Genomic DNA, 22,028 nt, shown 5'->3' with positions numbered 1-22,028 from the left:
GGTTGCCGCTCTCGAACCGGCTGAGCCCGAACACCAGCCCACCGAACCCGAGCGCGGCCAGTGCCACGCTGGCCGAGTCGATCCCCCCGGCTCGCGGTTCACCGACGTTCTCCAGCTGGCGCAGGCCCAGCCAGGTGACCACCCCCGCGATCGGCAGCACCAGCACGAAAAGCCAACGCCACGAACCGATCTGCAGTACCGCTCCGGAGATCACCGGACCCATCGCGGGTGCCACCGATATAGCCAGGGTGACATTGCCCATCACCCTGCCGCGGTCCTGCTCGGGCACCACCGTCATCAGTGTGGTCATCAGCAGCGGCATCATCACCGCGGTACCGCCGGCCTGGATGATCCGTCCGAGTAGCAGCACCGCGAACGACGGTGCGAGCGACGACAGCGCGGTACCGGCCAGGAAGACCCCCATCGCCACGGCGTACGCCTGTCGGGTCGACACACGCTGCAGGAACCAGCCGGTAGTCGGGATGATCGCCGCCATCGTCAGCATGAACGCGGTGGACACCCATTGCGCCGCCCGCTCGGCGACCGCGAGGTCCTCCATCAACCGTGGGATCGCGTTGATCATGATGGTCTCGTTCAGAATCACCACGAAAGTCGCGAGTACCAGCACCCGGATGACGGTCGGTGTCCGTCCTCTCGAGGCGGGAGCGGATGGTTCGGCGGGCATCGGATACCTCCGGAGTATGGCGGGTTGGCAGGAATACGTGGCCCGTTGCCGAGTCACCGGATCGCGTCCCGGCGCCACGGTGGTTGAGACGGAATCAGCTGCTCGAACTCATCGGGTCCGAGTCAGTATTCCGGTCGGCACCGACACAAATCACCCGATTTTCCCGCCGATCCACCCCGCACCCTCGATGATGTGCTCAAAGGGGCAGCAGTTGGCTGCCGTCATCGCTCAACTCGATAGCGGGGGCGTGGCCCAGGCGCACAGAGCCTCGACCGGCGAGAGGTCTGCCAGCAGCGTCGGCGCGGATCGGCTCCTATCGCGCCACATCGCTGATATCGCCGCTGCACCGACCTCGTTCGACCCGGGCAGTACGGACGTGTCCTGGAGAACAGTCGAGCAGGGTGCGGCCACGTCGGTGCTGCTGGCCACTTCCCCGCTGGTCGAGGGCCGCTACTTCGAGGACTGCAACGAGGCGGGGCCGCACCCGCCCGGCGTGCGGCGCGGCGTCGCCGCCTGCGCCACCGACCCGACCACGCCACCCGCTTTTGGCAGGCCGCACTCGCCGATTTCGAGCAGCAGATCTGCCGCCAGGTGCTGAGCCTGTGGCACACCGTGGGCGGAGACCGAGAGGTGCACAATGGCCGCCGGCGACAGCCACAGTCCGGAAACAGAGCCGGATTCCGCGGTCAGCAGGTGTCGGTCGCGCGGTCGCCCGGCAGCCGGTACTCGAAACGAATGTTGCCGGGGCTCGACGTCGGCAGCACTATGGCCGCTCCGTGTCGGTACTGCCAGGTTGTGGGAAGCAAGACATATTGGTCGCCGATCTGGGTGAGCAGAACCAGTCCGTCGTAGCGGAACCGATACGCCGAACCGGCGGCGGGGTCGGGACTGCGGCACTCCACCACGCGCACATCGGAGGTGGACAGGTGCAGATCTTTTTCGCTGTAGACGACCACTCTTGGACGCGACGGTATCTCGGCGGCGGTTTCGCGGGCACGCGTCTGGCCGACGGCGACGGAGTAGTCGGTGGCGATCCAGAACAGGGTGATGCCGACCAGAACGAAGATGGTCGCCCACTCCATGAACGTGGCGGCCTCGGTGCGCGGCGGGGTGTCGGGGTGAAGCTCACGCAGCCGCCTCCGCCGCACCACGACCACGTACCCGAGCACGCCGACGCCGACGATGATCGACAACGGAGCCACGCACAGGCCGCTGTTGAGCGGTGTCACGACGTAGATCCGGCTCACCCCGTTGAACACCAGCGCCACCGCGACCACCGTCATCGTGATGGTGTGCCAGCGTGGGTGCCGACCGCGGCGGACCGACTCGGGAAGCGCGATGTATCCCCACATCAGTGCCATACCGACCACCCCGGCCACGATCAGCGGCACGAACAACGCGTCAACGCTGCGCATCAGGTACTCGCGGATACTCGGATGCAGTGACGTCGAGTTGACACCGAAGTACTCGAAGAACCGATACGTGTGATTCCACCCGAAATAGAAAAGCACCGCGGTCAGCAGCGTCGTCGGAGCCACGAACTGCCCGAGGACTGTGGCTACCTTGGTCAACCCGTCGAATGGTGAGCTCTGCGGCGACGGCACCGGGTCGGCTGGTGCCGGGTCAGCGGGTGGTTCGGACGGTTGGGGCATGGGAGGAGGTGGGTGCCGGAGAGCCGGAGCGGGTCGCCGTCGCGGAACGGCTCGTGCTGCTATCAGGGGGTGTGGCCGTTTCGGTCGGTGTCGCGGTGCCGGACGTGCAGGGCAGCGTCCCGCTCAACAAGACCAGGGTCGAGTTGCGGTCGATGATCAACCACTCGCCGACCCCGCTCTCTCGCGGTTCACTCTTGGCGCCCTTGTACCCCGTGTACTGACACCGGGTTTTCGTTGTGTCCGTGCCGATTTCTGTCTTGACCTGGACGCAGCCATCGCACGCCGCATCGATGTCGGCCTCCGCTTTGCTGTGCAGATAGTCGATGTCGTCCCCCAATTCGATGAACCCCGGAATCTTGATCGGCGCCCCGGGGACACGACCGGCGTCGGTCTTCATCGGTTGCCCGGGAGGGCCGTCGGGGTCGGGGATCGAGGTTGCGTCGGTCTCCCCGGGAGGAGGCGTTTGCACGGAAACCGATTCGCCCGCTTCCTGTTTCGGGATCGAAGTGGCGCATGCGCTTATGCTCACAACGATCGCGACGAAGGCCATCATGCGAAGAACGATCATTTTTCCCCCACATGTCGAGACCTCTCATTATGTCGCACAACCGAATCCGCGCCAAGAGTGAATAGATGATGCTGCCTGGTGCCGCTGGTTCCCAACCCTGTGTTTCGCAGCACCTGACATCCTCGCTCGATCTCCACGGATCGACGCGGCGCAGCGTCGATGGGATCGGGCACATAAGACGCCGCCAGCGTCGCAGGCGCCAGCACGTGACGCCGCTCCATCCCTACGGAGTCCGCGAGCACGGTCGGTGTGTGCCCCGAGAACCCACACCACGCAGACGACACGACGATGCGACACGAAAGAAAGGTACTAACCAGAAATTAGCTCAATCACATGAACAACAACCGCACCAAGCTCAGATGACGCGGCTGGTCAGCGCAACTCGCGGATCAGCACATCGAAATGTGGGGCGTCCGGCCAGGATGGGCGCAGCGATCCGACCCTTTTCCAGCCCCAGCGTCGATAACGCTCGTAGGCGCGCTCGTTGTCCGTCTCGACGAGAAGTGTCGCGCGCCGTTCGGTTCTCGAGCCGAGCAATTCGTCATGCAGAGCGCGTGCGATACCCTGACCAGCATATTCGGCGCACACCATGATCTCGCTGAGTCCGAACGTGCGTGTGCCGTTCTCGGTAGTGAACTCCTCGAGGTCGCCGCTGTCGAGATGCAATCCCGTCCACCATCGCGCTTGCGGGGATAACGGCCAGCCCCAGATCTGACCTGCGGGCTTACCACCCACTCGCGCAAGTACGTACGCGAATCCGTTGCTACGGGGATCGGTATAGGAATCGAACCGGCGCATGAATTCCGACGGTGAGTCGAACGGATCTCCGGAGGCGATGGCATCGACATACGAACGGCGGTAGATTCCCTCGACTATTTCACGGCGAGAACGCGTTTCGACAGCCGTGCAGTGCTCGAACTCCAGGCCATCAGGCGAGCCGGTCATGCGGTCATCGCTTTCTCGGTCAGGGAGTCGTACAAGTCGCGGAAATCGGCACCGGCGGGCAGTCGATCGACCGCGGTCCGAACCGGCGCAAGGCGACGTAGTGTGCGTGTCGACGCTATGGCGGACAGGTCCACCAACGCTGGAAACCCATGCTCGAGTGCGCCACTGATATCGCCGAGGCGAGCCCTGGTCGCGGCCGACCATGCGCGGACGATCGTGGCGTTACGCATTCCTGTGGGTCGGTCCACGGCAGTCGCGTACAACTCGACAGATCGATGCAGGTCACCCGCATCAGCGTGGCCGCGGGCCTCGTGGTCGGCGATCTCCGAATACGTCACGAATCGTAGCCATTGCGGAACTTCCTCCAGCGGCTCGAACTGCATGGCTTGTTCCAACTCACGCCACGCTGTCGCAATGGCGCGGCCGAACGCCACCCGGTCACCGAGGAGACCGTACGCCTGCGCCTCACGAACGGCGATCAACGCATGGATTCGACCTGGTGGCCGACCACGCATCAGTTCGCGGGCACGATTAGACAGTTGGAGCGCCTTATACGGGCTTCCGCCGAGGTCGGCACGCGTAAGAGAGCAGGATTGATTCGCCGCATACAAGCAAGTGTGTGCGATCAGGTCGTTGTCGTTGGCCTCGGTGGCGAGCGCCATGGCGTCAGCAAAGCACCGGCGCGCGAGCGGGTGCCGATCCGCGTCGTAGGCTAGCCACCCAGCGAGCACTGCAAGTTCTCCGGTCGCCCTGGTGAATGCGTTCCCAACAGCCGGTTCAAATGCACCGGTTTCGAGCCAATCTATGGCGTGCGCCAGCTTTTCGACGGCAACATCGACCAACTGGGCTCCGCCTGTGCGCTGATCCTCCTGATCGAGTGCGTCGACACCAACCAAGAGCCGTTGGACGTCACTCATGCCGATGCGGCCGCGGCTTTCGGGGAGAAAGATCGCGACAGCCCCGGCCGTAGCCAACTTGCCGAACTCACGCCGTTTCACGTCGTCCTCGACTTCCCACGCAACAGTCCGGAGATCACCTGGTCGCGGCGACTCGTCTGCGCCCGAGACCACATTGCCGCTGAGTACAGAATGCCCGTCCTGGAATGCAGGTGCATTCGCGAGTGCAGCCCGGAACCGTTGGAGCTGGCTGGCGTTGAGCCGCCGAAGTTGCTCGTCTAGCGCCGCTGCCGACTTGCGTACGACCGGGCGATCGGCCCTTGTCTTTCGTTCCCATTTCTGGATGGTCTCGACGTTGAACCCGAGCGTCTCGGCAAGCTCCTCCTGCGTAATCCGCAGAGCGGCAACGCGCAAAGCTCGAACCTCGACTCGCGTCCATTTGTCGATGACGATCATTGCCACCCCTTGCCCGCGCCGGCGACGGTCCGTACGGGAAGAGTACAACCTCCGTACGAGTTCCGTGTCTGGGATTACATGCTCAGCATGGACAGGCTGGAGGGGCCCCGCCGCTGGGTTGATGCGGTGCCCTCATCGGTTCCCCGGCGGCGGGTGCACACCAGTGCATCGAGCAGGGGAGTCGTTTGTGGATTCATCGAAACAGTTTGGGCGCACACCGTTGTCGGTGTGTCACTTCTACCGGAAGGTGTGTGACCTACCTGCCGAAGTCCACCCGCCGCATTTGGGGCGAATCACGCTGCGGGCGGGGCGGGTATGTGGGTTGATGATGCCCGCGTTCATCGGCTCGGAAGTCAAAGCGTGGATACAGCGCGCGGGCCAGTCGGCGGGGCCGGTACTGACGGATCCGCGCTCGCAGCGGTGGACGTTCCTCATCGGCCCGGACCTGCCGGAGGACATTCGGTTGTTCGCGGAAATGTCGCGGTTGGGTGTGTCGATCCTGCGCGCCGGAGAGATCGCGTTGCCCGGTCCCGGACAGCGCCCTGGCTTGTTCCGGGCGTGGGTACAGCCACCCCGCGACTCCTACCGGCCACCGGGGCGGGTGGTGGTCGAAGCGATCCGGGGATGCGCTGCCCAGCACTCCGGGCAGCGTGGGCGGTGAGGGCGTATGCCTGACACCACCACGGCCACAGTGCCGTACGGGTGTGGCCCAGGGTGTGAGCCGTGGATCACCACCGAGCAGTGCGGGCTGTTCACCATGCATTCCGGCACGGGTGAGGTGTTGTCGGTGAAGTGCCCTTCTATGAATTGCTTCGGGCAGATGGTGAAGGTCGTCAACGGCCGCATGGCCGACCACGATTCCCCGTTGGACATTGCACTCGGAGGCCAGAAATGCCCGTGGATCGGTATCCGCATCGTGTTCGTCCGCACCCGATACTCCGAAGTAGCTACCCAGCCCGCCCCGGCACCAGTCCGGCCGCCGCAGGCCGGTCGGTGACCGATGACCAGGACGCCGAGCGCGCCGCCGCCGAACTCGACGTCCTCACCGACGTAATTGGCACCCTGATAGCCACTACCGCGGATGCCGTGCGGGACGGGATGAGCGACACCGCCCGCGTGCGTGTCATGGCGATGGTGGTCTATGAGCTGATCACCAGCGCCCGCACCGCCGCAGCACCCCACACCGGCCGCATCTACGCGGCACCGGTGCTTGATCCCATCATCGACAACATTGCCGCCGCCGACGAGATCACCTTTCTCGACCTGTTGATACCCGCGATCATCGGCCAGCACATCACCGGCACCTGACAACCACCCCGCCACGATGCGCGCCCCCGGTCCACCCTCTTGCACCACAGAGGTAAGCACGCGTGCCGGGGCACCCGAAAGGGGAAGGGCTGCGCGAACAGTCGACGTACCAGGTCGCGGTATCGCCCATGGCGGGGGTGAGAGCGGCGACGGTGTCCTTGCGCGAGGACCGGTGGCAGGCGATATCGCGGCCGAGTGTGTCAGCGAGGTGCCGGACCAGGTCGGTGCGGGTCAGGATCTCCGGCCCCGCCAGCGGGTAGGACCGGCCGTGATGGGTGTCGGTCAGCAGGCAGGTGGCGGCGACGGCGGCGATGTCGTCCATGGCGATGGGCGCGCTCGCAGCGTCGGGCCGCGGCTCCAGGACGGCGCCGGTCTCGCGGATCTGCTGCGACCAGATCAGGGTGTTCTCCATGAAATCGCCGGGCCACAGATGGGTCCAGGCCAGGCCGCTGTCCTCGACGGCCGTGCAGACGCTGCCCCACCAGCTCTCCGGTTCACCGGACAGGTCGACGACATGCCGCACACCGGCCGCGCGGGCCAGCGCGAGAACCTCGGTGACGTTGTCGGGTGTCGGCGCCAAGTACATCCGCTCCACTCCCGCGAACGCCGCGGGCAGGGTGTCTGGTTGCCGCAGGTGGCCCTCGGCAACCTGCACCGCGGCGGGTAGCGCGGCCTTCCGCGGATTGTTGGTGAGCGCGCGAATATCGGTGGCACCCCGGGCGAGCAAGTGGTCGACAACCTTGCGGCCGATGTTTGCCGTGGCCCCGGTTACCAGGATGGTCATCTGCGCCCTCTCCGGTGTGGATCGCTGAACTACCGATCATGCCAAAGGGAATTCCAGCAACGGCCATCCAGCCACCGGCCTGTCCGCCGCCACCGACCGGCTCGCGCCGCTGCTGTGGATCCGGCCTGCGTGTTCATCGGCGCGGCAAGCCTGCGCCGTCCTGATGTGTGCCGCGTCGCATACCGTCGCCGGTCGGAGGACAATACTGTCTGAGCATGGGCGAATCGACGATCGAGACGCAACAGGACGCCACCCGGCCGCTGCGCGACGACATCCGGTTTCTCGGTGGTGTGCTCGGTGACACCATCCGCGATCACGAGGGCCCTGAGGTCTTCGACCTGATCGAGCGGGTGCGTATCGAGGCGTTCCGGGTGCGCCGCGAGGAGGTCGGACGCAGCGCCGTCGCGGAGATGCTCGACGGTGTCGACATCGCGGTGGCTCTCCCACTCATCCGCGCGTTCAGCTATTTCGTGCTACTGGCGAATCTGGCGGAGGACATCCAGCGCGATCGTCGCCGCGCCGCGCACGAGTCGGCCGGGGAGCCACCGCAGGATTCGTCGCTGGCGGCGACCTACCGCAAGCTGGACGCGGCCGCGCTGGACGGCGACCGGGTTGCCGATCTGCTGGCCGACGCGCTGGTGTCGCCCGTGATCACCGCGCACCCGACCGAGACCCGCCGTCGCACGGTCTTCGATGTGCAGACCCGGATCACCGAACTGATGCGCCTGCGCCAGCGCTACACCGAGACCGAGCGTGAGCGCGCCGATTTCGAGCAGCAGATCCGCCGCCAGGTGCTGAGCCTGTGGCACACCGCGCTGATCCGGTTGGCGCGCTTGCAGATACAGGACGAGATCTCGGTGGGTCTGCGTTACTACGACATCACCCTGTTCGACGTGATCCCGGCGATCAACGCCGAAGTGCGCGCTGCCCTGCGTTCGCGTTGGCCGGGAGTCGAGCTGTTGAGGCGCCCGATCCTGCGTCCGGGTTCGTGGATCGGCGGCGACCGCGACGGAAACCCTTATGTGAATGCCGATGTCGTGTGTCAGGCGGCGTATCGTGCCGCGGCTGTCGCTTTCGAGCGCTATCTGCACGAGCTGGTCGAGTTGGAGAAATCGCTGTCGCTCTCGGCCCGTCTGGTCGCGGTGACGCCCGAGGTGGCTGCTCTCGCCGCGACCGGTTACCGCGATCCGGCTATGCACGCCGACGAGCCGTATCGTCGTGCATTGCACCATATTCGCGGTCGTGTGACTGCCACCGCCGAGGCCGCGATCGGGGAGGTACAGCCTGGTGGCCTCGACATCGGGGCGCAACCGTATTCGACGCCGCAAGCGGTTCTCGACGATCTCGACGCGGTGGACGCGTCGCTGCGCGGCAGCGGCGACGACCTGCTCGCCGATGACCGTCTCGCGCGGCTGCGCCACGCGGTGGAGACGTTCGGCTTTCACCTGCAGGGCCTGGATATGCGACAGAATTCCGAGGTGCACGAGCAGGTGGTCACCGAGCTGCTGGCCTGGTCAGGCGTGCACCCGGACTACGCGAGCTTGTCCGAGGCGCAGCGGGTGGAACTGCTCGCTGCCGAGCTGCGCACCCGCCGCCCGCTGCTCGGCCCGCATGCGCGGCTGAGCGAACTCGCCGCGAAGGAACTCGACATCGTCCGGGCCGCACGGGATGTCGTGGCGGCTCTCGGCGCCGAGGCGGTGCCCAACTACGTGATCAGCATGTGCACGTCGGTCAGCGATCTGCTCGAGGCCGCGCTGCTGCTGAAGGAGGGCGGGCTGCTCGATCCCGGCGAGCCGGACGGACCGCCGAGCTGCTCGGTGGGCATCGTGCCGCTGTTCGAGACCATCGAGGACTTGGGCGCTGGTGCCGCGACCCTGGCCGCGGCACTGAAAGTGCCGGTCTATCACGAGCTGGTGACGGCACAGGGGATGCGCCAGGAGGTGATGCTCGGCTACTCCGACTCCAACAAGGACGGTGGATATCTGGCCGCCAACTGGGCGCTGTATCGGGCGGAGCTGGAGCTGATCGAGGTCGCCCGCAAGACCGGAATCCGGTTGCGGCTCTTCCACGGTCGCGGTGGCACTGTCGGCCGGGGCGGCGGACGCAGCTACGACGCCATTCTCGCCCAGCCCGCGGGCGCGGTGCGCGGCTCGCTGCGGCTCACCGAACAGGGCGAGGTGATCGCGGCCAAATACGCGGAATCCGGTGCGGCGCATCGCAATCTCGAGTCGCTGATCGCGGGCACCTTGGAGTCGACGTTGCTCGATGTGGAGGGCCTCGGCCCGGACGCGGAGCCGTCTTACGGCATCATGGACGATCTGGCGGAGCGCGCCCGCGCGGCATATGCCCACCTGGTGCACGACACCCCGGGATTCGTCGAGTATTTCCGCCAGTCCACGCCGGTCGCCGAGGTCGGCGACCTGAACATCGGCAGCAGGCCCGCCTCGCGCAAGCCGACGAACTCGGTCGCCGACCTGCGCGCCATACCGTGGGTGATGTCCTGGAGTCAGGCGCGGGTGATGCTGCCCGGCTGGTACGGCACCGGGACGGCGCTGGAGGAGTGGATCGGCGGCGATCCGGAGCGCCTGGCGACCCTGGCCGATCTCTACCGCCGTTGGCCGTTCTTCCGTACGGTGCTGTCGAACCTGGCCCAGGTGATGGCCAAGAGCGATCTCGATATCGCCGCCCGCTACGCCGAACTGGTCGACGATGTGGTGTTGCGGGAGCAGATCTTCGGCATGATCCGCGACGAGCACGCCCGCACCATCCGCATGCACGCCGCGATCACCGGCAACGACCACCTGCTCGCCGACAATCCCTCGCTCGCCGAGTCCATCCACAACCGCTTCCCCTACCTGGAACCGCTCAACCAGATGCAGGTGGAACTGCTGCGCCGTCTGCGGGCGGGTGACGACTCGGAACTCGTGAAGCGAGGAATCCTGCTCACCATGAACGGCTTGGCCACCGCCCTGCGCAACTCGGGCTGACCGAGGCGCGCTCGGCGCGGAAACCTCCGCGCCGGGCGCGGTGTCAGGGGGTGACGATGGCGAGGGCGTCGATCTCGACGAGCATTTCGGGGCGGGGGAGTCCGGTGAAGACGGTGGTGCGGCTGGGCAGCACGCTGTCGGTGGAATTCGCGCTGACGAATTCTCCGTAGGCGTCGTTCATTGCGGCGAAATCGTCGCGGGTGGTGAGGTAGACGCGCAACATGACGACGTCGTCGAACTTCGCGCCGCTCGCCTCGATGATCGCCTTGACGTTCCGCAGCGTCCGGGTCGTCTGCGCGGCGACGTCCCCCGGGTGCAGGTACTCGCCACTGGTCGGGTCGACCGGGCCCTGGCCGGAGACCTGCACGAACGGGCCCTTGCGCACGCCCTGGGAGAAGGTGTGCGCGGGCGCGGGCGCTTCGGTGGTGCGGACGGCGATCTTCTCGCTCATGGTCGGCCTTTCGTCGCGGTCGTGACCCGGCCGGGTATCCAGCCGAGCTCGGCGGAGATGGCCTCGGCCGCCGCGTGGACCCGCGGCAGTTCGGCCAGCACCTGGTCGCGGTCGAGCAACATGTCCGGCACCGACATGGACACCGCAGCGACTACGGCGCCGGTGCCGTCGCGGACCGGGACGCCGATGCAGTTCACGAAGCTTTCGTGCTCTTCGTGGTCTTCCGCATAGCCCTGTGCCGCAACCTTTTCCAGTTCCCGCACATAGTGCTCAGGCGTGCGGATGGTGTGTTCGGTGAAGGGGTGATAGTCGATCTTCGCGGCGATCGCCTGCCACTGCGCGCGCGGCAGCGACGACACCAGCACCTTGCCGACGGCGGTGCAGTGCAGCGGGGCCGGGCGTCCGATGCGCGAGTACATGCGCACGCTTTGGGTGGCATCGAGCTTGTCGATGTAGACCGCCTCGCCGGACTCGTAGGTGGCGAGGTGGATCGTCTGTTTCGTCGCGGCGTTGAGTGCGGCGAGGTGCGGGCGCGCCACAGTTCGCACGTCGCGCTGCTCGAGCGTGCGGTTGGCCAGTTCGAACAGTCGCGAACCCAGCATGTACCGGTGCTGGCTGTCGTGGGTGACGAACCGCTGCGCCTCCATGGTCTGCAACAGGCGAAGCACGGTCGACTTGTGCACGCCCAGCTGCGCCGCCAACTGGTCCAGCGACTGGGAGTCCTCACCCAGCGACACGAGGATGGTCAACGCACGTGACAAACTCTGGCTCATGACGCCCTATTCTCGGTGACCACGGCGTCGCTGTAATACAGCTCGGCCCAGGTGGATTCGTCGATGTCGGCAAGCCGCTCCAGCACTGGGCGCGGCGGGAGCTCGGCCACGTCACCCGATCCGGTGAGGGCGGCCGCGGCGCACAGGTGCCCGAGGCGCAGGCGCTGCTCCAGCGGCCTGCCGTGCAGGAGCGCGGCCAGGTAGCCACCCGCGAACGCGTCTCCGGCCCCGATGCGCTCGGTGACGTCGAGAGTCAGTGCGGGCACCTCGATGCGCTGCGTTCCGTCGAAGCCGGTGACCGTGTGCCTGTCGTTCTTGACGATCAGCTGCCGCGGCTCGGGGAACAACGCGCGCAACTCGTCGGCGTGACCGGTGCCGAACACGGCGAGCGCCTCGTCGGCGCCGAGAAACGCCACATCACTGCCGCGCACGTGGCGCGCGAGTATCTCGGCCACCGCAGTGCCGCGGCCGGTCCACAACGCGTGGCGGTAGTTCAGGTCGAAGCTCACGAGTCTGCCGTCGCGGGGGAGGCTGATCAGCGCCTCGGTGAGTTCGGTCGCCGATTCCGACAGTGCCGTGGTGATGCCGGTGAAGTGGATCAGTTCGCAGCCGTCGAGCAGCTGGGCGGCGGGCAGTGCGGCGAGATCGGCCGCCGACAGCGCGCTGGCCGCGGAGCCGGTGCGGTAGTAGAGCATTCGGCTCGCCCGCTCGGCAAGATCGGTGGCCCGGCCGGAGCCGCCGCCGCGTTCCTTGACGTACACCCCCGTCGGTCGCCGCGGATCGGTGCCGACCGCCGACACGTCGACGCCGCGATCGGCGAGGTGGTGCACGAGATACCGCCCGAACCCATCGTCGCCGACTCGGGACAGCCAGGCCGTGTCCACACCCAGCTGGGTCAGTACGGTGGCCACGTTTGCCTCGGCGCCGCCCGCGGTCCGCTCGAAGGTCTCGGATTCCTCCAGCGGGCCCGGTTGGGCCACCAGCACCGCGAGTCCTTCGCCGACGGTCACCGCCCGCAGGCCGGCCGACGGTCGAACGCCCGTCGTCCCGGGCGGCTCGAGCCACGTCACACCGATCTCCTCTCTGCTCTTGCGGCCACCGGCCATCCCGTGCAGAATAGCCAGACCAAACACTATGTGCAACAAGCGTTGCACATAGTGCAATTGCCATCGGATGTGTGCACGGGCCTGGCCTGGAAGGAATGCCGTGTCGATCGACCAAGCAGTCGTAGCAGCACTCGGGGACCGCACGATCGGGCCCGAGCACAAGGGCATGCCGCCCGTGTCCTGGGGGCACACCGTGCGCGAATTCCTGGCGACCACCCCGACTCTCGACCAGCTGGAGACACCGATCCTGACCGTCGACCGGTCGGCCGTCTCGGCGAACGTCGCGATAATGGCCGACTGGGTGAGCGCGGCGGGCGTGCGGTTGGCGCCACACGGCAAGACCACGATGGCCCCGCAGCTGTGGGCCGAACAGTTGGCCTCCGGGTCCTGGGGGATCACCCTGGCCACCATCTGGCAGACGCAGGTCGCACGGTCCTTCGGTGTCGCGCGGGTGCTGCTGGCCAACGCGTTGGTCGATCCGGTCGGACTGCACTGGGTGGCGGCGGAATCGGCGAACGATCCGTCGTTCGAGTTCGTCTGCTGGGCCGACAGCGTCGAAACGGTCGCGCTGATGCAGGAGCATCTGAACACGGCCCCAGGTTCGGAGCGGGTCCGTGTGCTGGTGGAACTCGGTGGGCCGCACGGCCGTACCGGCGCGCGCACCGTCGGCCAGGCGCTCGCCGTGGCGGAGGCGATCGATGCGGCGTCGCGACTGTCGCTGGCCGGGGTGGGCGGTTATGAGGGCGCGCTCGCGCACGACCGCACACCGGCCCGCATCCATGCGGTGCGCGACTACCTGGATGACCTCGCGCGCCTGCACCGCGAGATCGACGCCGCTGGGCTGTATCGCGGCCCGGCGATCGTTACCGCGGGCGGCAGCGCCTACCCCGACCTGGTTGTCGAACGCCTCGCGCTGCTCGCCGACGAGCAGGGCACACAGGGTGTCTCGACCACTGTCGTCCTGCGGTCCGGGGCGTATCTCATCCACGACGACGGCTTCTACGCGGGCATTTCACCCTTGGCGGCGCCGCGCAGCGAGAAACCGTTGCGCTCGGCGATGCACGGCTGGGCGCGTACGCTCTCGCGCCCGGAGCCCGGTCTCGCCCTGCTGGACGCGGGGAAGCGTGATCTTCCCTTCGATGAGGGGCTTCCGGTCCCGCAACGGGTTGCGGGACCGGAAGGCACTCCACTGGACCCGGCCGCCACGGTGTCGGCGCTCAACGACCAGCACACCTTCCTGCGCCTACCGGGTGGCGACGCGACGGAGCTACCGATCGGCACGGTCGTGCGCCTCGGCCTGTCCCATCCGTGCACCGCCTTCGACAAATGGCGGCTCATTCCGGTGATCGACGACGCCGACGCACCGACGCCGCGCGTCGTCGACTTCCTGCACACCTTCTTCTGATGAGCCGAAACCCATGACCGACTTGCTGTTTCGCGCTGTCGACATCATCGACGGCACCGGCGCGCCGCGGTTTCGCGGCGACGTCCTCATCGAGCGAGGGCGCATCGCGCGGATCACCGATCCCGGTGCTGTTTCCGACGCCGATCGGGTCGTGGATGCCGGACCCGGCGCGGTGCTGTGCCCGGGCTTCATCGACATGCATGCCCATTCGGACTTGCACCTGCTCACCGAACCGGGGCACTTCCCGAAGATCAGCCAGGGCATCACCACCGAGGTGCTCGGGCAGGACGGATTGTCCTACGCCCCGGTCGACGACGCCGCCCTCGCGGTGGTGCGCCGCCAGATCGCGGGCTGGAACGGCAATCCCGCCGACCTGGATTTCTCCTGGCGCACCGTCGCGGAATACCTGGACCGGCTCGATCAGGGCATCACGCCGAACGCCGCCTACCTGGTGCCGCAGGGCACGCTGCGATTGCTGGTCGTCGGTGCCGAACAGCGCGCGGCCACCCCGGCCGAGATCCAGCGCATGCGGGAGCTGCTCGCCCGGGGGTTGAGCGAAGGTGCGGTCGGCATGTCGAGCGGACTCACCTACACGCCTGGAATGTATGCCGACACCAGCGAATTGGCGGCGCTGTGCGAGGTGGTCGCCGACTTCGGCGGGTTCTACGCGCCGCACACCCGCTCCTACGGCGCGGGCGCGTTGGCGGCCTACGCCGAGATGATCGGAGTGGCCCGGACCACCGGATGCGCTCTGCATCTCACGCACGCCACGATGAACTTCGGCGTGAACCGCGGGCGCGCACCGGAATTCCTGGCGCTCGTCGACGCTGCGCGGGCCGAGGGCTGTGATATCACGCTGGACACCTATCCGTATCTGCCCGGCTCGACCACGCTCTCGGCGTTGCTGCCGAGCTGGGCGATGTCGGGTGGTCCGGACGCTGCGCTGGCGCGGCTGGAAGATCCGGCGGCTCGGGCGCGAATCGCGGTGGACGTCAACGTGAAGGGCTCCGACGGCTGCCATGGCGTCACCGTCGAATGGGAGACCATCCAGATCAGCGGCGTCGCAGACGCGGCGCTCGACGAGTACGTCGGCAAGACGGTCGATCAGATCGCCGCCGACCGCGGCATCGCGCCGGTCGAGGTGTTCTTCGATCTGCTCCGCCGCGATCAGCTGGCCACCACGATTCTCCAGCACGTCGGGCACGAGGAGAACGTGCGCGCGATCATGGTGCATCCCGGTCATATGGGCGGCAGCGACGCGCTGCTCGTCGGCAACCGCCCACATCCGCGGGCGTGGGGCACTTTCCCGCGGTACCTCGGCCGCTATGCGCGCGATCTCGGCGTGCTCGGGCTGGAGGAGTGCGTGCACCACCTGACCGGACGGCCTGCCGAGCGGCTCCGGCTGCGCGACCGCGGCTTCGTCCGGCCGGGCTACGCCGCCGATCTCGTGGTGTTCGATCCGGCGACCGTTGCCGACACGGCGACCTTCGACAACCCGAAACAGCAGGCGCGCGGCATCCGGCATGTGCTCGTGAACGGCGAGTTCGCGATCGAGAACGGCGCACCCACCGGTCATCTCGCCGGCCGCGCGCTGCGCAGGGATGCCGTACGGAAGGAGACAGTGTGACCACCGCTGCGAGCGCCGTGGACGTGATACGGGCCGATCGGGTGCTCAGCGTGGTCCGGGCGCCGGAGATCCCCGATCCGGTGTCGCTGGCGGATGCGCTGGCGCGCTCGGGAATTCGCGCCGTCGAACTCACCTTCACCACGCCGGGCGTGCTCGGCCATCTCGCCGCCGCGGCCGAGGTGAAGGAGGCGGTGGTCGGCGTCGGCACCGTGACGACCGCCGAACAGGCCGAGGCCGCCATCGACAGCGGAGCCCGATTCCTGGTCACCCCTGGCCTGCGCGTGGACGTCGCCGCCGTCGCGGTGCGTCGAGACATCCCCGTCGTCCTCGGCGCGTTCACTCCCACCGAGGTCATGCAGGCGCTCGATCTCGGCGCGGCAGCGGTGAAGATCTTCCCGGCCGGGGCCCTCGGCCCCGGCTACCTGAAGGACCTGCGCGGTCCTTTCCCCGACGTGGCGTTCATCCCTTCCGGTGGCGTCAACGCGGGCAATGCCGCCGAATTCCTCGCCTGCGGCGCCGTCGCAGTGAGCGCGGGAACCGATGTCGTTGCCCCCGCCGACGTCGCCGCGGGCCGCTGGTTCGCCATCGCCTCGCGTGCGGCGTCATTCGTTCGATCCATGAATTGAGAGGTACCCATGGGCGCCACCGTCGACTGGCTGCGCACCACCACCCCAGGGCTGCTGGTGCTCTGCGGTCTCGCGATTGCCGTACTGCTGCTCGCCATCATCAAGCTCAAGCTGGAGCCGTTCATCGCGCTGCTGCTGACCGGACTGGGGCTGGCGCTCGCCGCCGGGCTGCCAGTCACCAAGATCGTCGGAACGGCAATCAAGCCCGGAGAGTCGTTGCTGGAGACCGGATTCGGCGGCATCCTCGGGCACATCGCGGTCATCATCGGGCTCGGCACGGTGCTCGGCGCGATCCTCGAACGCTCCGGCGGCGCGGATGTCTTGACCGGCAGGTTGCTGAGTCTGTTCGGCGACAAGGGCGCTCCGGTCGCCATGGGCCTGCTCGGGCTGATCTTCGGCATCCCGGTCTTCTTCGACATCGGCATCTTCGTGCTGGCGCCGCTGATCTACGTGGCCGCCAAACGAGGGGGCCGGTCACTGGTGCTCTACGCCATGCCGATGCTGGCCGGATTGTCCATGACGCACGCGTTCCTACCGCCGCATCCCGGTCCGGTCGCGCTCGGCGGGCTGCTCGATGTGAGCCTCGGATGGTTGATCCTGATGGGATTCGTCTGCGGCATTCCGGGATTCATCGCTGCCGGTCTGGTGTGGGGGACTTACATCGGCAAGCGGGTACAGGTCGAGGTACCCGCCGAGTTCCTGGTGCGGCCCGAGGGCAAGGTCGCCGCGAACGCCGGTGACGGGCCTGGCGCGCTGCAGGCAGCGGGGGCGACGAGCACCGAGGTGCGGCCGCCGTCGGTCTGGGTGATCGGGGCGATTATCGCGATCCCGCTGCTGCTGATCCTCGGCGCCACCTTCGGCACCCAGCTGTTGGATGGTGGCTCCACGCTCCTGTCGGTGCTGACCTTCCTCGGCACGCCGGCGGTCGCGCTGCTCATCGCGGTGCTCGTCGCCTTCTTCGTCCTCGGTGTCCGGCGCGGATCCACCGTGCAGGAACTGAGCACCCTCACCGCGGAGTCGCTGCGGCCGGTCGGCATGCTGCTGCTGGTTGTCGGCGCGGGCGCGTTCTTCGGAAAGGTCATCTCCGCCACCGGGATCGGCACCGCGCTGGCCGACACCATGTCCGCGGCCGGGCTGCCGGTGATCGTGCTGGCCTATCTGATCAGTTGCGGGCTGCGTATCGCGCAGGGCTCGGCCACGGTCGCCATCGTCACCACCGGCGGCATCGTCGCCCCGCTGGTCGCGGGGCAGGGATACTCGCAGGTGGCCATTGCCCTGATCGCCATGGCCATCGCGGCGGGCTCCATCATCCTCAGCCACGTCAACGACGGCGGGTTCTGGATCATAGTGAAGTACTTCAACCTGACGGTGAAGCAGACGCTGCAGACCTGGACCGTGCTCGAAACGGTGTTGTCGGTGGTGAGTTTCGCGGTGGCCGCGATTCTGTTCGCCCTCGTCAGCTGAGCTCGGCGCCGACCAGCGCGCGTACCGCACGGTTCAACGCGCCGTGCGGGTCGAAGTCCGGCACGGGGCTCACCACCTGGTGCAGGATCGCGCCATCGAGGTAGTCGACGAGGATCTTCGCCGCCGCCCGCTCGGCGCCGACGTTCGCCAGCAGGGTCGCCGCCCATTCGGTCGGCCGATGGTGCCCGCGTCGCACGGTTTCCTGCAGCGCGGGCACTGCCTGCGCTTCCAAGAAGAGGGCGTATCTGGCGAGTGTCCTGGTGCGATCGGCCGCTACCGCGTGGGCGACGAAGCCCGCCATAGCGTCGACGAGCTCGGTGATCGTGCGCGGTGCTGGTGTCCGGTTCAGCGCCTCCCAGTCCGCGTAGTCGCGTTCCTCCAGCCGCTCGGCGATGCCGATCAGCAGCGCCTCGCGAGTGCGGAAGTAGTTGGAAGCCGACCCGCTGGGCATGGCTGCGGCCTTGTCGACCGCGCGGTGGGTGAGCGCGCGTGTGCCGTGCGACCCCAGCAGGTCGATCGCCGCGTCCAAGAGGAGTTCGCGCTTCGCGGGCACATAGTGATACTACATCGGTAGTGACGCGTGCTACAGCGATGTTGCTCGACACTGCATCCGTGGTCCTGCGTGGGTCATGACAGCTCGCCCCTGTCGAGCAGGCCAGTGGCGGCCGAAGGCGGCGGCGTGACCCGCTACGGCCGCGAACGCAGGCCGCGCGCCCAGATGGTCGCGACCCAGTCGCGCCGCATCGGCGTGGTGGCGCAGCTTTCGTTCGCGCCCGCCGCCGAGATCCACACCACGCCGGTCCGCGTACTTCCTGCCTCGGCGCAAATGAAATCGCTTGCGCCGATGTGGGTTTGGACCTGCAATCAGCTGTTGCGGGTTATGCCGTTGTAGTTACCGCGTTGGCTGGACGTGGGTGGGTTGTTATGGTGTGGGCGTGAATTCTCCGGAGTCGTCCAGACGGTAGCCGTCCGGCCTGTGTGCTGGGCGGCGTTGTGAGTGCGTGGCCTGCCCGGTCGTTGAGCGACTGGTGGCGGGTGGGTATTTCGCAACGCCGGGCGATGTTGGTTTCTTGCTGTCGGGTGATGGTTCGCCCGATTCTGCGACGATCTCGGGTCCCATGTTTGTGCGTGGTGCCCTCGCTATCCGGGGAGTTGTCTTTCTATGCCCGTTGTAGTGTTCGTGCTGGCTGTTGCGGTCTTCGCCCAGGGCACGTCCGAGTTCATGGTGTCGGGGTTGCTGGAGCAGATCGCTGCCGACGTCGGGGTCTCGCCTGGGGCCGCGGGGTTGCTGACGTCGCTGTTCGCGGCAGGCATGGTGCTCGGGGCGCCGGTAATGGCGATGGCGGCAGGCCGGTTGCCGGTCAGGTATTCGACAGCAGCATTTTTGGCGTTGTTCTGTGTCGCTCATGTCGTCGGTGCTGTTACAACGGATTTCGCGGCGCTGCTGGCGAGCCGGGGCGTCGCGGCGGTCGCCAATGCCGGATTCTTGGCGACAGTGTTGGCGGCTCTGCCGCGGTGGGTCGGCCCGGCCATGGTCGGACGTGCCACCTCTGTGGTTGTGTCCGGGGTGACGGTCGCCTGCATTGCCGGTGTGCCTGCCGGAACATTGCTCGGACAGGTCTGGGGATGGCGTTCGGCGTTCTGGTCTGTTGCCATTGTCGGTGGGGCGGCGCTGGTGCCGGTGTGGGCGCTGGTTCGTCGTGACGTGCCCGAGCGTGACCGCCCGGACGCGCAGGGTCCGTCGATGTGGCGAGAGTGGGCCGTGGTGGTCAGACGGCCGGTCGGTAGTGCGGTCATCGTCGGTGTGCTGGTCAACGCGGCAACGTTCGCCGGGTTCACCTACCTGGGCACGATCACTGGCGACATACCCGGGGCAACGGGCCGTTGGGTTCCGGTCGTGCTGGCATTGTTCGGCATCGGTTCGTTCGTCGGTGTGACTCTCACCGGCCGCTATGTCGACCGCTATCGCAGCCGGATCGTCACTGTCGGAACGATTGTGCTCGTCGGAGTCTGGCTGCTTGCCGCTCTGACCGCGCACACACTGACCGGCGTGTCGATCACGGCGACGGCGGCGGGTGCGGTCGCATTCGGTGTCGGGTCGACCCTGATCGCAACGATCATGCAGACCGCTGCGCCCGCCGCGCCGCGCATCGCGGGCGCACTGGCGACCACAGCGTTCAACGTCGGTGCCGTCCTCGGCCCCGCCGCTGCCGGCGTCGTCGTCGACCACACCGCCCACCCCACGACGGCGCTGTGGTGCAGCAGCGCCTTCATGTTTGCCGCGGTGGCTGTCGTCCTGGTCGGTCGTCGGCGCATCGCGGCGCCGGTTGAGGCGGTGCGTGTCGGTGCATGCTGACGCTCAGCTTTCCGGGGCAGGTCGGCGATAGCCGGCACAGCGCTGACGAGCTCGATGGCACACGGTTCAGGCAACAGCCACAACGAACACTCGAAGCGATCAACCGCGACAGCGCAGATGTACCTGAAATACTGGTGAGTCCTTACCATGAGGAGGAATCTGCCCGTGCGCCGTTCCGGGGTACTCCCGCTGCTCGATCAGGTTGCTGCCGCTGTCTCCGACGCGATCAGCCGAACCCGCCCCGAAGCGGCGGGAGCAGACCCGGTTGTCCGACGATCCGCGCACGCCGACTTCCAAGCGAACGCTGCTCTCGCCCTCGCCGCACGGTTGAAGATGAAGCCTGCCGTACTCGCCGGTGAGCTCGCCGCGGCGCTCGAGTCCGCCTCGGATCCGCGGCTGGCGTCGGTGGAGTTGTCCGGGCCGGGGTTCCTCAACATCACGATGCCCGACCAGGTGGTCTGGGAGCAGGCGGCGGCCCGGCTGGCGGACGGACGTCTCGGCGTCGACGCCTCCGCGGTCGGCCGACGGATCGTGGTCGATTATTCGGCGCCCAACATCGCCAAGGAGATGCACGTAGGACACCTGCGCACGACGATCATCGGTGACAGTCTCGCTCGTGTGCTTGCCTTCCTCGGTGCCGAGGTGATTCGCCAGAACCACCTCGGGGACTGGGGAACCCAGTTCGGAATGCTCATTCAATACCTCGACGAACACCCGGACGCGCAGTGGCGTCACGACGACCTCACCGGCGACGCCTCAGCGGTGTCCGCGCTGGACAGGCTGTACAAGGCGGCACGCGCGGCTTTCGACGCGGGTGCCGAGTTCGCGGACCGCTCGCGAGCGCGCGTGGTCGCATTGCAGTCCGGCGACCCGGCGACGCTGGCTCGGTGGAGCGAGATCGTCACCGAATCGGAGAAGGCGTTCGGCGACATCTACGACCGGCTCGGTGTGCTGCTCACCGCCGACGACTACGTCGGCGAGTCGTTCTACAACCCGATGCTCGCCGAGACGATCGACGAGCTCATCGGCAAGGGCATCGCCGTCGACAGCGAGGGTGCCTTGGTCGTGTTCTCCGAGGAGGTCACCGGTCCCGACGACCAACCGGTTCCGTTGATGGTCCGCAAACGCGATGGCGGATACGGCTATGACACAACCGATTTGGCGACGATTCGATACCGCATCAACACCCTGCGTGCGGATCGATTGCTGTATGTCACCGACTCGCGGCAAGCCTTGCACTTCCAGCTGGTATTCGAGGCCGCCCGGCGAGCCGGGTGGCTCATCGACGACGTCGACGCCGAGCACATCGCCTACGGCACGGTGCTCGGCCCCGATGGGAAGCCGTTCAAAACCCGGGCCGGCGGCACGGTCCGGCTGATGGACCTGCTCGACGACGCTGTCACGAAGGCGCGGCGGATTGTCGCCGAGAAAAACCCCGATCTCCCCTCGGCGGACCTGGACGAGATCGCCGAACAGTCCGGCATCGGTGCGGTCAAGTACGCCGACCTGTCCACCTCCCGGATCAAGGACTACACGTTCGACCTCGACCGCATGGTGGCACTCAACGGCAACACCGCGGTGTACCTGCAATACGCGCACGCCCGGATTCGATCCATCCTCCAAAAGGCAGATCAGCTCGTCACCGCGGTGAACGTCGATATCGCCCTCGCGCCGGCCGAACGCGCGCTGGCGCTGGAGCTGGATGTCTACGGCACGACCGTCGCCGAAGTCGGCGCCACGCTGGAACCACACAGGTTGTGCAGCTACCTCTACGACTTGGCCCGCGACTTCACCGCCTTCTACGACACCTGCCCGGTCTTGAAGGCCGAGGAACCGGCCCGCGCCAATCGGCTCGCACTGTGCCAACTCACCGCGCGCACGCTCGAACACGGACTCGGTTTGCTGGGAATCGCTGCGCCCGAACGCATGTGATGGTCGT

The 22,028-nt window shown here is 67.2% G+C and carries 22 protein-coding genes; 12 read left to right on the top strand and 10 right to left on the bottom strand.

All coding sequences use genetic code 11. The features are described 5' to 3' along the window. Nucleotides 1-685 (bottom strand): MFS transporter (locus tag AB4Z47_RS22860; protein ID WP_441953361.1); only part of this gene is annotated, 685 nt, incomplete at its 3' end. Between the two features lie 376 nt (nucleotides 686-1,061). Between AB4Z47_RS22860 and AB4Z47_RS22855 the strand changes: the two genes are divergently transcribed. Further along, nucleotides 1,062-1,283, top strand: a complete 222-nt coding sequence (locus tag AB4Z47_RS22855) for a hypothetical protein (RefSeq protein WP_441953360.1) — start codon at nucleotides 1,062-1,064, stop codon at nucleotides 1,281-1,283. An 88-nt stretch (nucleotides 1,284-1,371) separates the two neighbouring features. Here AB4Z47_RS22855 and AB4Z47_RS22850 read toward each other — a convergent pair whose 3' ends face one another. From AB4Z47_RS22850 to AB4Z47_RS22835, 4 genes are all read right to left on the bottom strand, one after another. After that, nucleotides 1,372-2,256 (bottom strand): hypothetical protein, encoded by an 885-nt coding sequence (locus AB4Z47_RS22850; protein ID WP_441953359.1) that lies wholly within the window; start codon nucleotides 2,254-2,256, stop codon nucleotides 1,372-1,374. A gap of 52 nt (nucleotides 2,257-2,308) precedes the next feature. Next, nucleotides 2,309-2,887: a hypothetical protein gene (locus AB4Z47_RS22845; protein ID WP_441953358.1), complete on the bottom strand. Its 579-nt coding sequence runs from the start codon at nucleotides 2,885-2,887 to the stop codon at nucleotides 2,309-2,311. A 390-nt stretch (nucleotides 2,888-3,277) separates the two neighbouring features. Next, nucleotides 3,278-3,850 (bottom strand): GNAT family N-acetyltransferase, encoded by a 573-nt coding sequence (locus AB4Z47_RS22840; RefSeq protein ID WP_441953357.1) that lies wholly within the window; start codon nucleotides 3,848-3,850, stop codon nucleotides 3,278-3,280. After that, nucleotides 3,847-5,202 (bottom strand): helix-turn-helix domain-containing protein, encoded by a 1,356-nt coding sequence (locus tag AB4Z47_RS22835; protein ID WP_441953356.1) that lies wholly within the window; start codon nucleotides 5,200-5,202, stop codon nucleotides 3,847-3,849. Before AB4Z47_RS22835 ends, AB4Z47_RS22840 begins: the two co-directional genes overlap by 4 nt. Nucleotides 5,203-5,389: 187 nt before the next feature. On the opposite strand from AB4Z47_RS22835, the gene AB4Z47_RS22830 reads away from it, so the two are divergent. Genes AB4Z47_RS22830 through AB4Z47_RS22820 form a run of 3 tightly spaced genes read left to right on the top strand, consistent with a single transcriptional unit; the run spans nucleotide 5,390 to nucleotide 6,510 of the window. Beyond that, on the top strand, nucleotides 5,390-5,863 hold the full coding sequence (locus AB4Z47_RS22830; protein WP_441953355.1) for a DNA-directed RNA polymerase subunit beta: 474 nt from the start codon (nucleotides 5,390-5,392) through the stop codon (nucleotides 5,861-5,863). Between the two features lie 6 nt (nucleotides 5,864-5,869). Next, on the top strand, nucleotides 5,870-6,199 hold the full coding sequence (locus tag AB4Z47_RS22825) for a hypothetical protein (protein WP_441953354.1): 330 nt from the start codon (nucleotides 5,870-5,872) through the stop codon (nucleotides 6,197-6,199). After that, nucleotides 6,196-6,510, top strand: a complete 315-nt coding sequence (locus tag AB4Z47_RS22820; RefSeq protein WP_441953353.1) for a hypothetical protein — start codon at nucleotides 6,196-6,198, stop codon at nucleotides 6,508-6,510. Before AB4Z47_RS22825 ends, AB4Z47_RS22820 begins: the two co-directional genes overlap by 4 nt. On the opposite strand, the gene AB4Z47_RS22815 is transcribed toward AB4Z47_RS22820, so the two are convergent. Next, complete coding sequence (locus AB4Z47_RS22815) at nucleotides 6,497-7,294, bottom strand: SDR family oxidoreductase (RefSeq protein WP_441953352.1); 798 nt, start codon at nucleotides 7,292-7,294, stop codon at nucleotides 6,497-6,499. The two genes, AB4Z47_RS22820 and AB4Z47_RS22815, sit on opposite strands and share 14 nt — an antisense overlap. A gap of 215 nt (nucleotides 7,295-7,509) precedes the next feature. Between AB4Z47_RS22815 and ppc the strand changes: the two genes are divergently transcribed. Then, nucleotides 7,510-10,281, top strand: a complete 2,772-nt coding sequence (gene ppc, locus AB4Z47_RS22810) for a phosphoenolpyruvate carboxylase (protein ID WP_441953351.1) — start codon at nucleotides 7,510-7,512, stop codon at nucleotides 10,279-10,281. 43 nt (nucleotides 10,282-10,324) lie between these two features. Here ppc and AB4Z47_RS22805 read toward each other — a convergent pair whose 3' ends face one another. From AB4Z47_RS22805 to AB4Z47_RS22795, 3 genes are read right to left on the bottom strand one after another with little or no spacing between them, the layout of a single operon-like run. Continuing rightward, on the bottom strand, nucleotides 10,325-10,732 hold the full coding sequence (locus AB4Z47_RS22805; RefSeq protein WP_441953350.1) for a RidA family protein: 408 nt from the start codon (nucleotides 10,730-10,732) through the stop codon (nucleotides 10,325-10,327). Then, nucleotides 10,729-11,505, bottom strand: a complete 777-nt coding sequence (locus AB4Z47_RS22800; protein ID WP_441953349.1) for an IclR family transcriptional regulator — start codon at nucleotides 11,503-11,505, stop codon at nucleotides 10,729-10,731. The genes AB4Z47_RS22805 and AB4Z47_RS22800 overlap by 4 nt, the downstream gene beginning before the upstream one ends. After that, nucleotides 11,502-12,575, bottom strand: a complete 1,074-nt coding sequence (locus AB4Z47_RS22795) for a sugar kinase (RefSeq protein WP_441953348.1) — start codon at nucleotides 12,573-12,575, stop codon at nucleotides 11,502-11,504. The genes AB4Z47_RS22800 and AB4Z47_RS22795 overlap by 4 nt, the downstream gene beginning before the upstream one ends. Nucleotides 12,576-12,678: 103 nt before the next feature. On the opposite strand from AB4Z47_RS22795, the gene AB4Z47_RS22790 reads away from it, so the two are divergent. The 4 genes from AB4Z47_RS22790 to AB4Z47_RS22775 are packed head-to-tail and all read left to right on the top strand — an operon-like array spanning nucleotide 12,679 to nucleotide 17,733. Further along, nucleotides 12,679-14,016 (top strand): amino acid deaminase, encoded by a 1,338-nt coding sequence (locus AB4Z47_RS22790; protein ID WP_441953347.1) that lies wholly within the window; start codon nucleotides 12,679-12,681, stop codon nucleotides 14,014-14,016. Between the two features lie 13 nt (nucleotides 14,017-14,029). Next, nucleotides 14,030-15,643, top strand: coding sequence for an N-acyl-D-amino-acid deacylase family protein (locus AB4Z47_RS22785; RefSeq protein ID WP_441953346.1), 1,614 nt, complete (start codon nucleotides 14,030-14,032; stop codon nucleotides 15,641-15,643). Then, the gene (locus AB4Z47_RS22780) at nucleotides 15,640-16,269 is read left to right on the top strand and encodes a bifunctional 4-hydroxy-2-oxoglutarate aldolase/2-dehydro-3-deoxy-phosphogluconate aldolase (RefSeq protein WP_441953345.1); all 630 of its coding nucleotides are present in this window, start codon (nucleotides 15,640-15,642) and stop codon (nucleotides 16,267-16,269) included. The genes AB4Z47_RS22785 and AB4Z47_RS22780 overlap by 4 nt, the downstream gene beginning before the upstream one ends. Nucleotides 16,270-16,278: 9 nt before the next feature. Beyond that, nucleotides 16,279-17,733 (top strand): GntP family permease, encoded by a 1,455-nt coding sequence (locus AB4Z47_RS22775; RefSeq protein ID WP_441953344.1) that lies wholly within the window; start codon nucleotides 16,279-16,281, stop codon nucleotides 17,731-17,733. Here AB4Z47_RS22775 and AB4Z47_RS22770 read toward each other — a convergent pair. Next, on the bottom strand, nucleotides 17,726-18,286 hold the full coding sequence (locus tag AB4Z47_RS22770) for a TetR/AcrR family transcriptional regulator (RefSeq protein ID WP_441953343.1): 561 nt from the start codon (nucleotides 18,284-18,286) through the stop codon (nucleotides 17,726-17,728). The genes AB4Z47_RS22775 and AB4Z47_RS22770 overlap by 8 nt on opposite strands. 126 nt (nucleotides 18,287-18,412) lie before the next feature. Here AB4Z47_RS22770 and AB4Z47_RS22765 point away from each other — a divergent pair, with 126 nt between their 5' ends. The 3 genes from AB4Z47_RS22765 (at nucleotide 18,413) to argS (ending at nucleotide 22,021) form a co-directional block, all read left to right on the top strand. Continuing rightward, complete coding sequence (locus AB4Z47_RS22765; protein ID WP_441953342.1) at nucleotides 18,413-18,625, top strand: hypothetical protein; 213 nt, start codon at nucleotides 18,413-18,415, stop codon at nucleotides 18,623-18,625. Nucleotides 18,626-18,895: 270 nt separating this feature from the next. Continuing rightward, nucleotides 18,896-20,089, top strand: a complete 1,194-nt coding sequence (locus tag AB4Z47_RS22760; protein WP_441953341.1) for a Cmx/CmrA family chloramphenicol efflux MFS transporter — start codon at nucleotides 18,896-18,898, stop codon at nucleotides 20,087-20,089. Nucleotides 20,090-20,236: 147 nt separating this feature from the next. Then, nucleotides 20,237-22,021, top strand: a complete 1,785-nt coding sequence (argS, locus tag AB4Z47_RS22755; RefSeq protein ID WP_441953340.1) for an arginine--tRNA ligase — start codon at nucleotides 20,237-20,239, stop codon at nucleotides 22,019-22,021. The last annotated feature ends 7 nt before the right edge of the window (nucleotides 22,022-22,028 follow it).

Origin of the sequence: Nocardia sp. 2TAF39, assembly GCF_052114905.1 — a bacterium.
Lineage (GTDB): Bacteria > Actinomycetota > Actinomycetes > Mycobacteriales > Mycobacteriaceae > Nocardia.
Note: the sequence above shows the minus strand (reverse complement) of the source record. Positions and strands in the feature narration are given on the sequence as shown.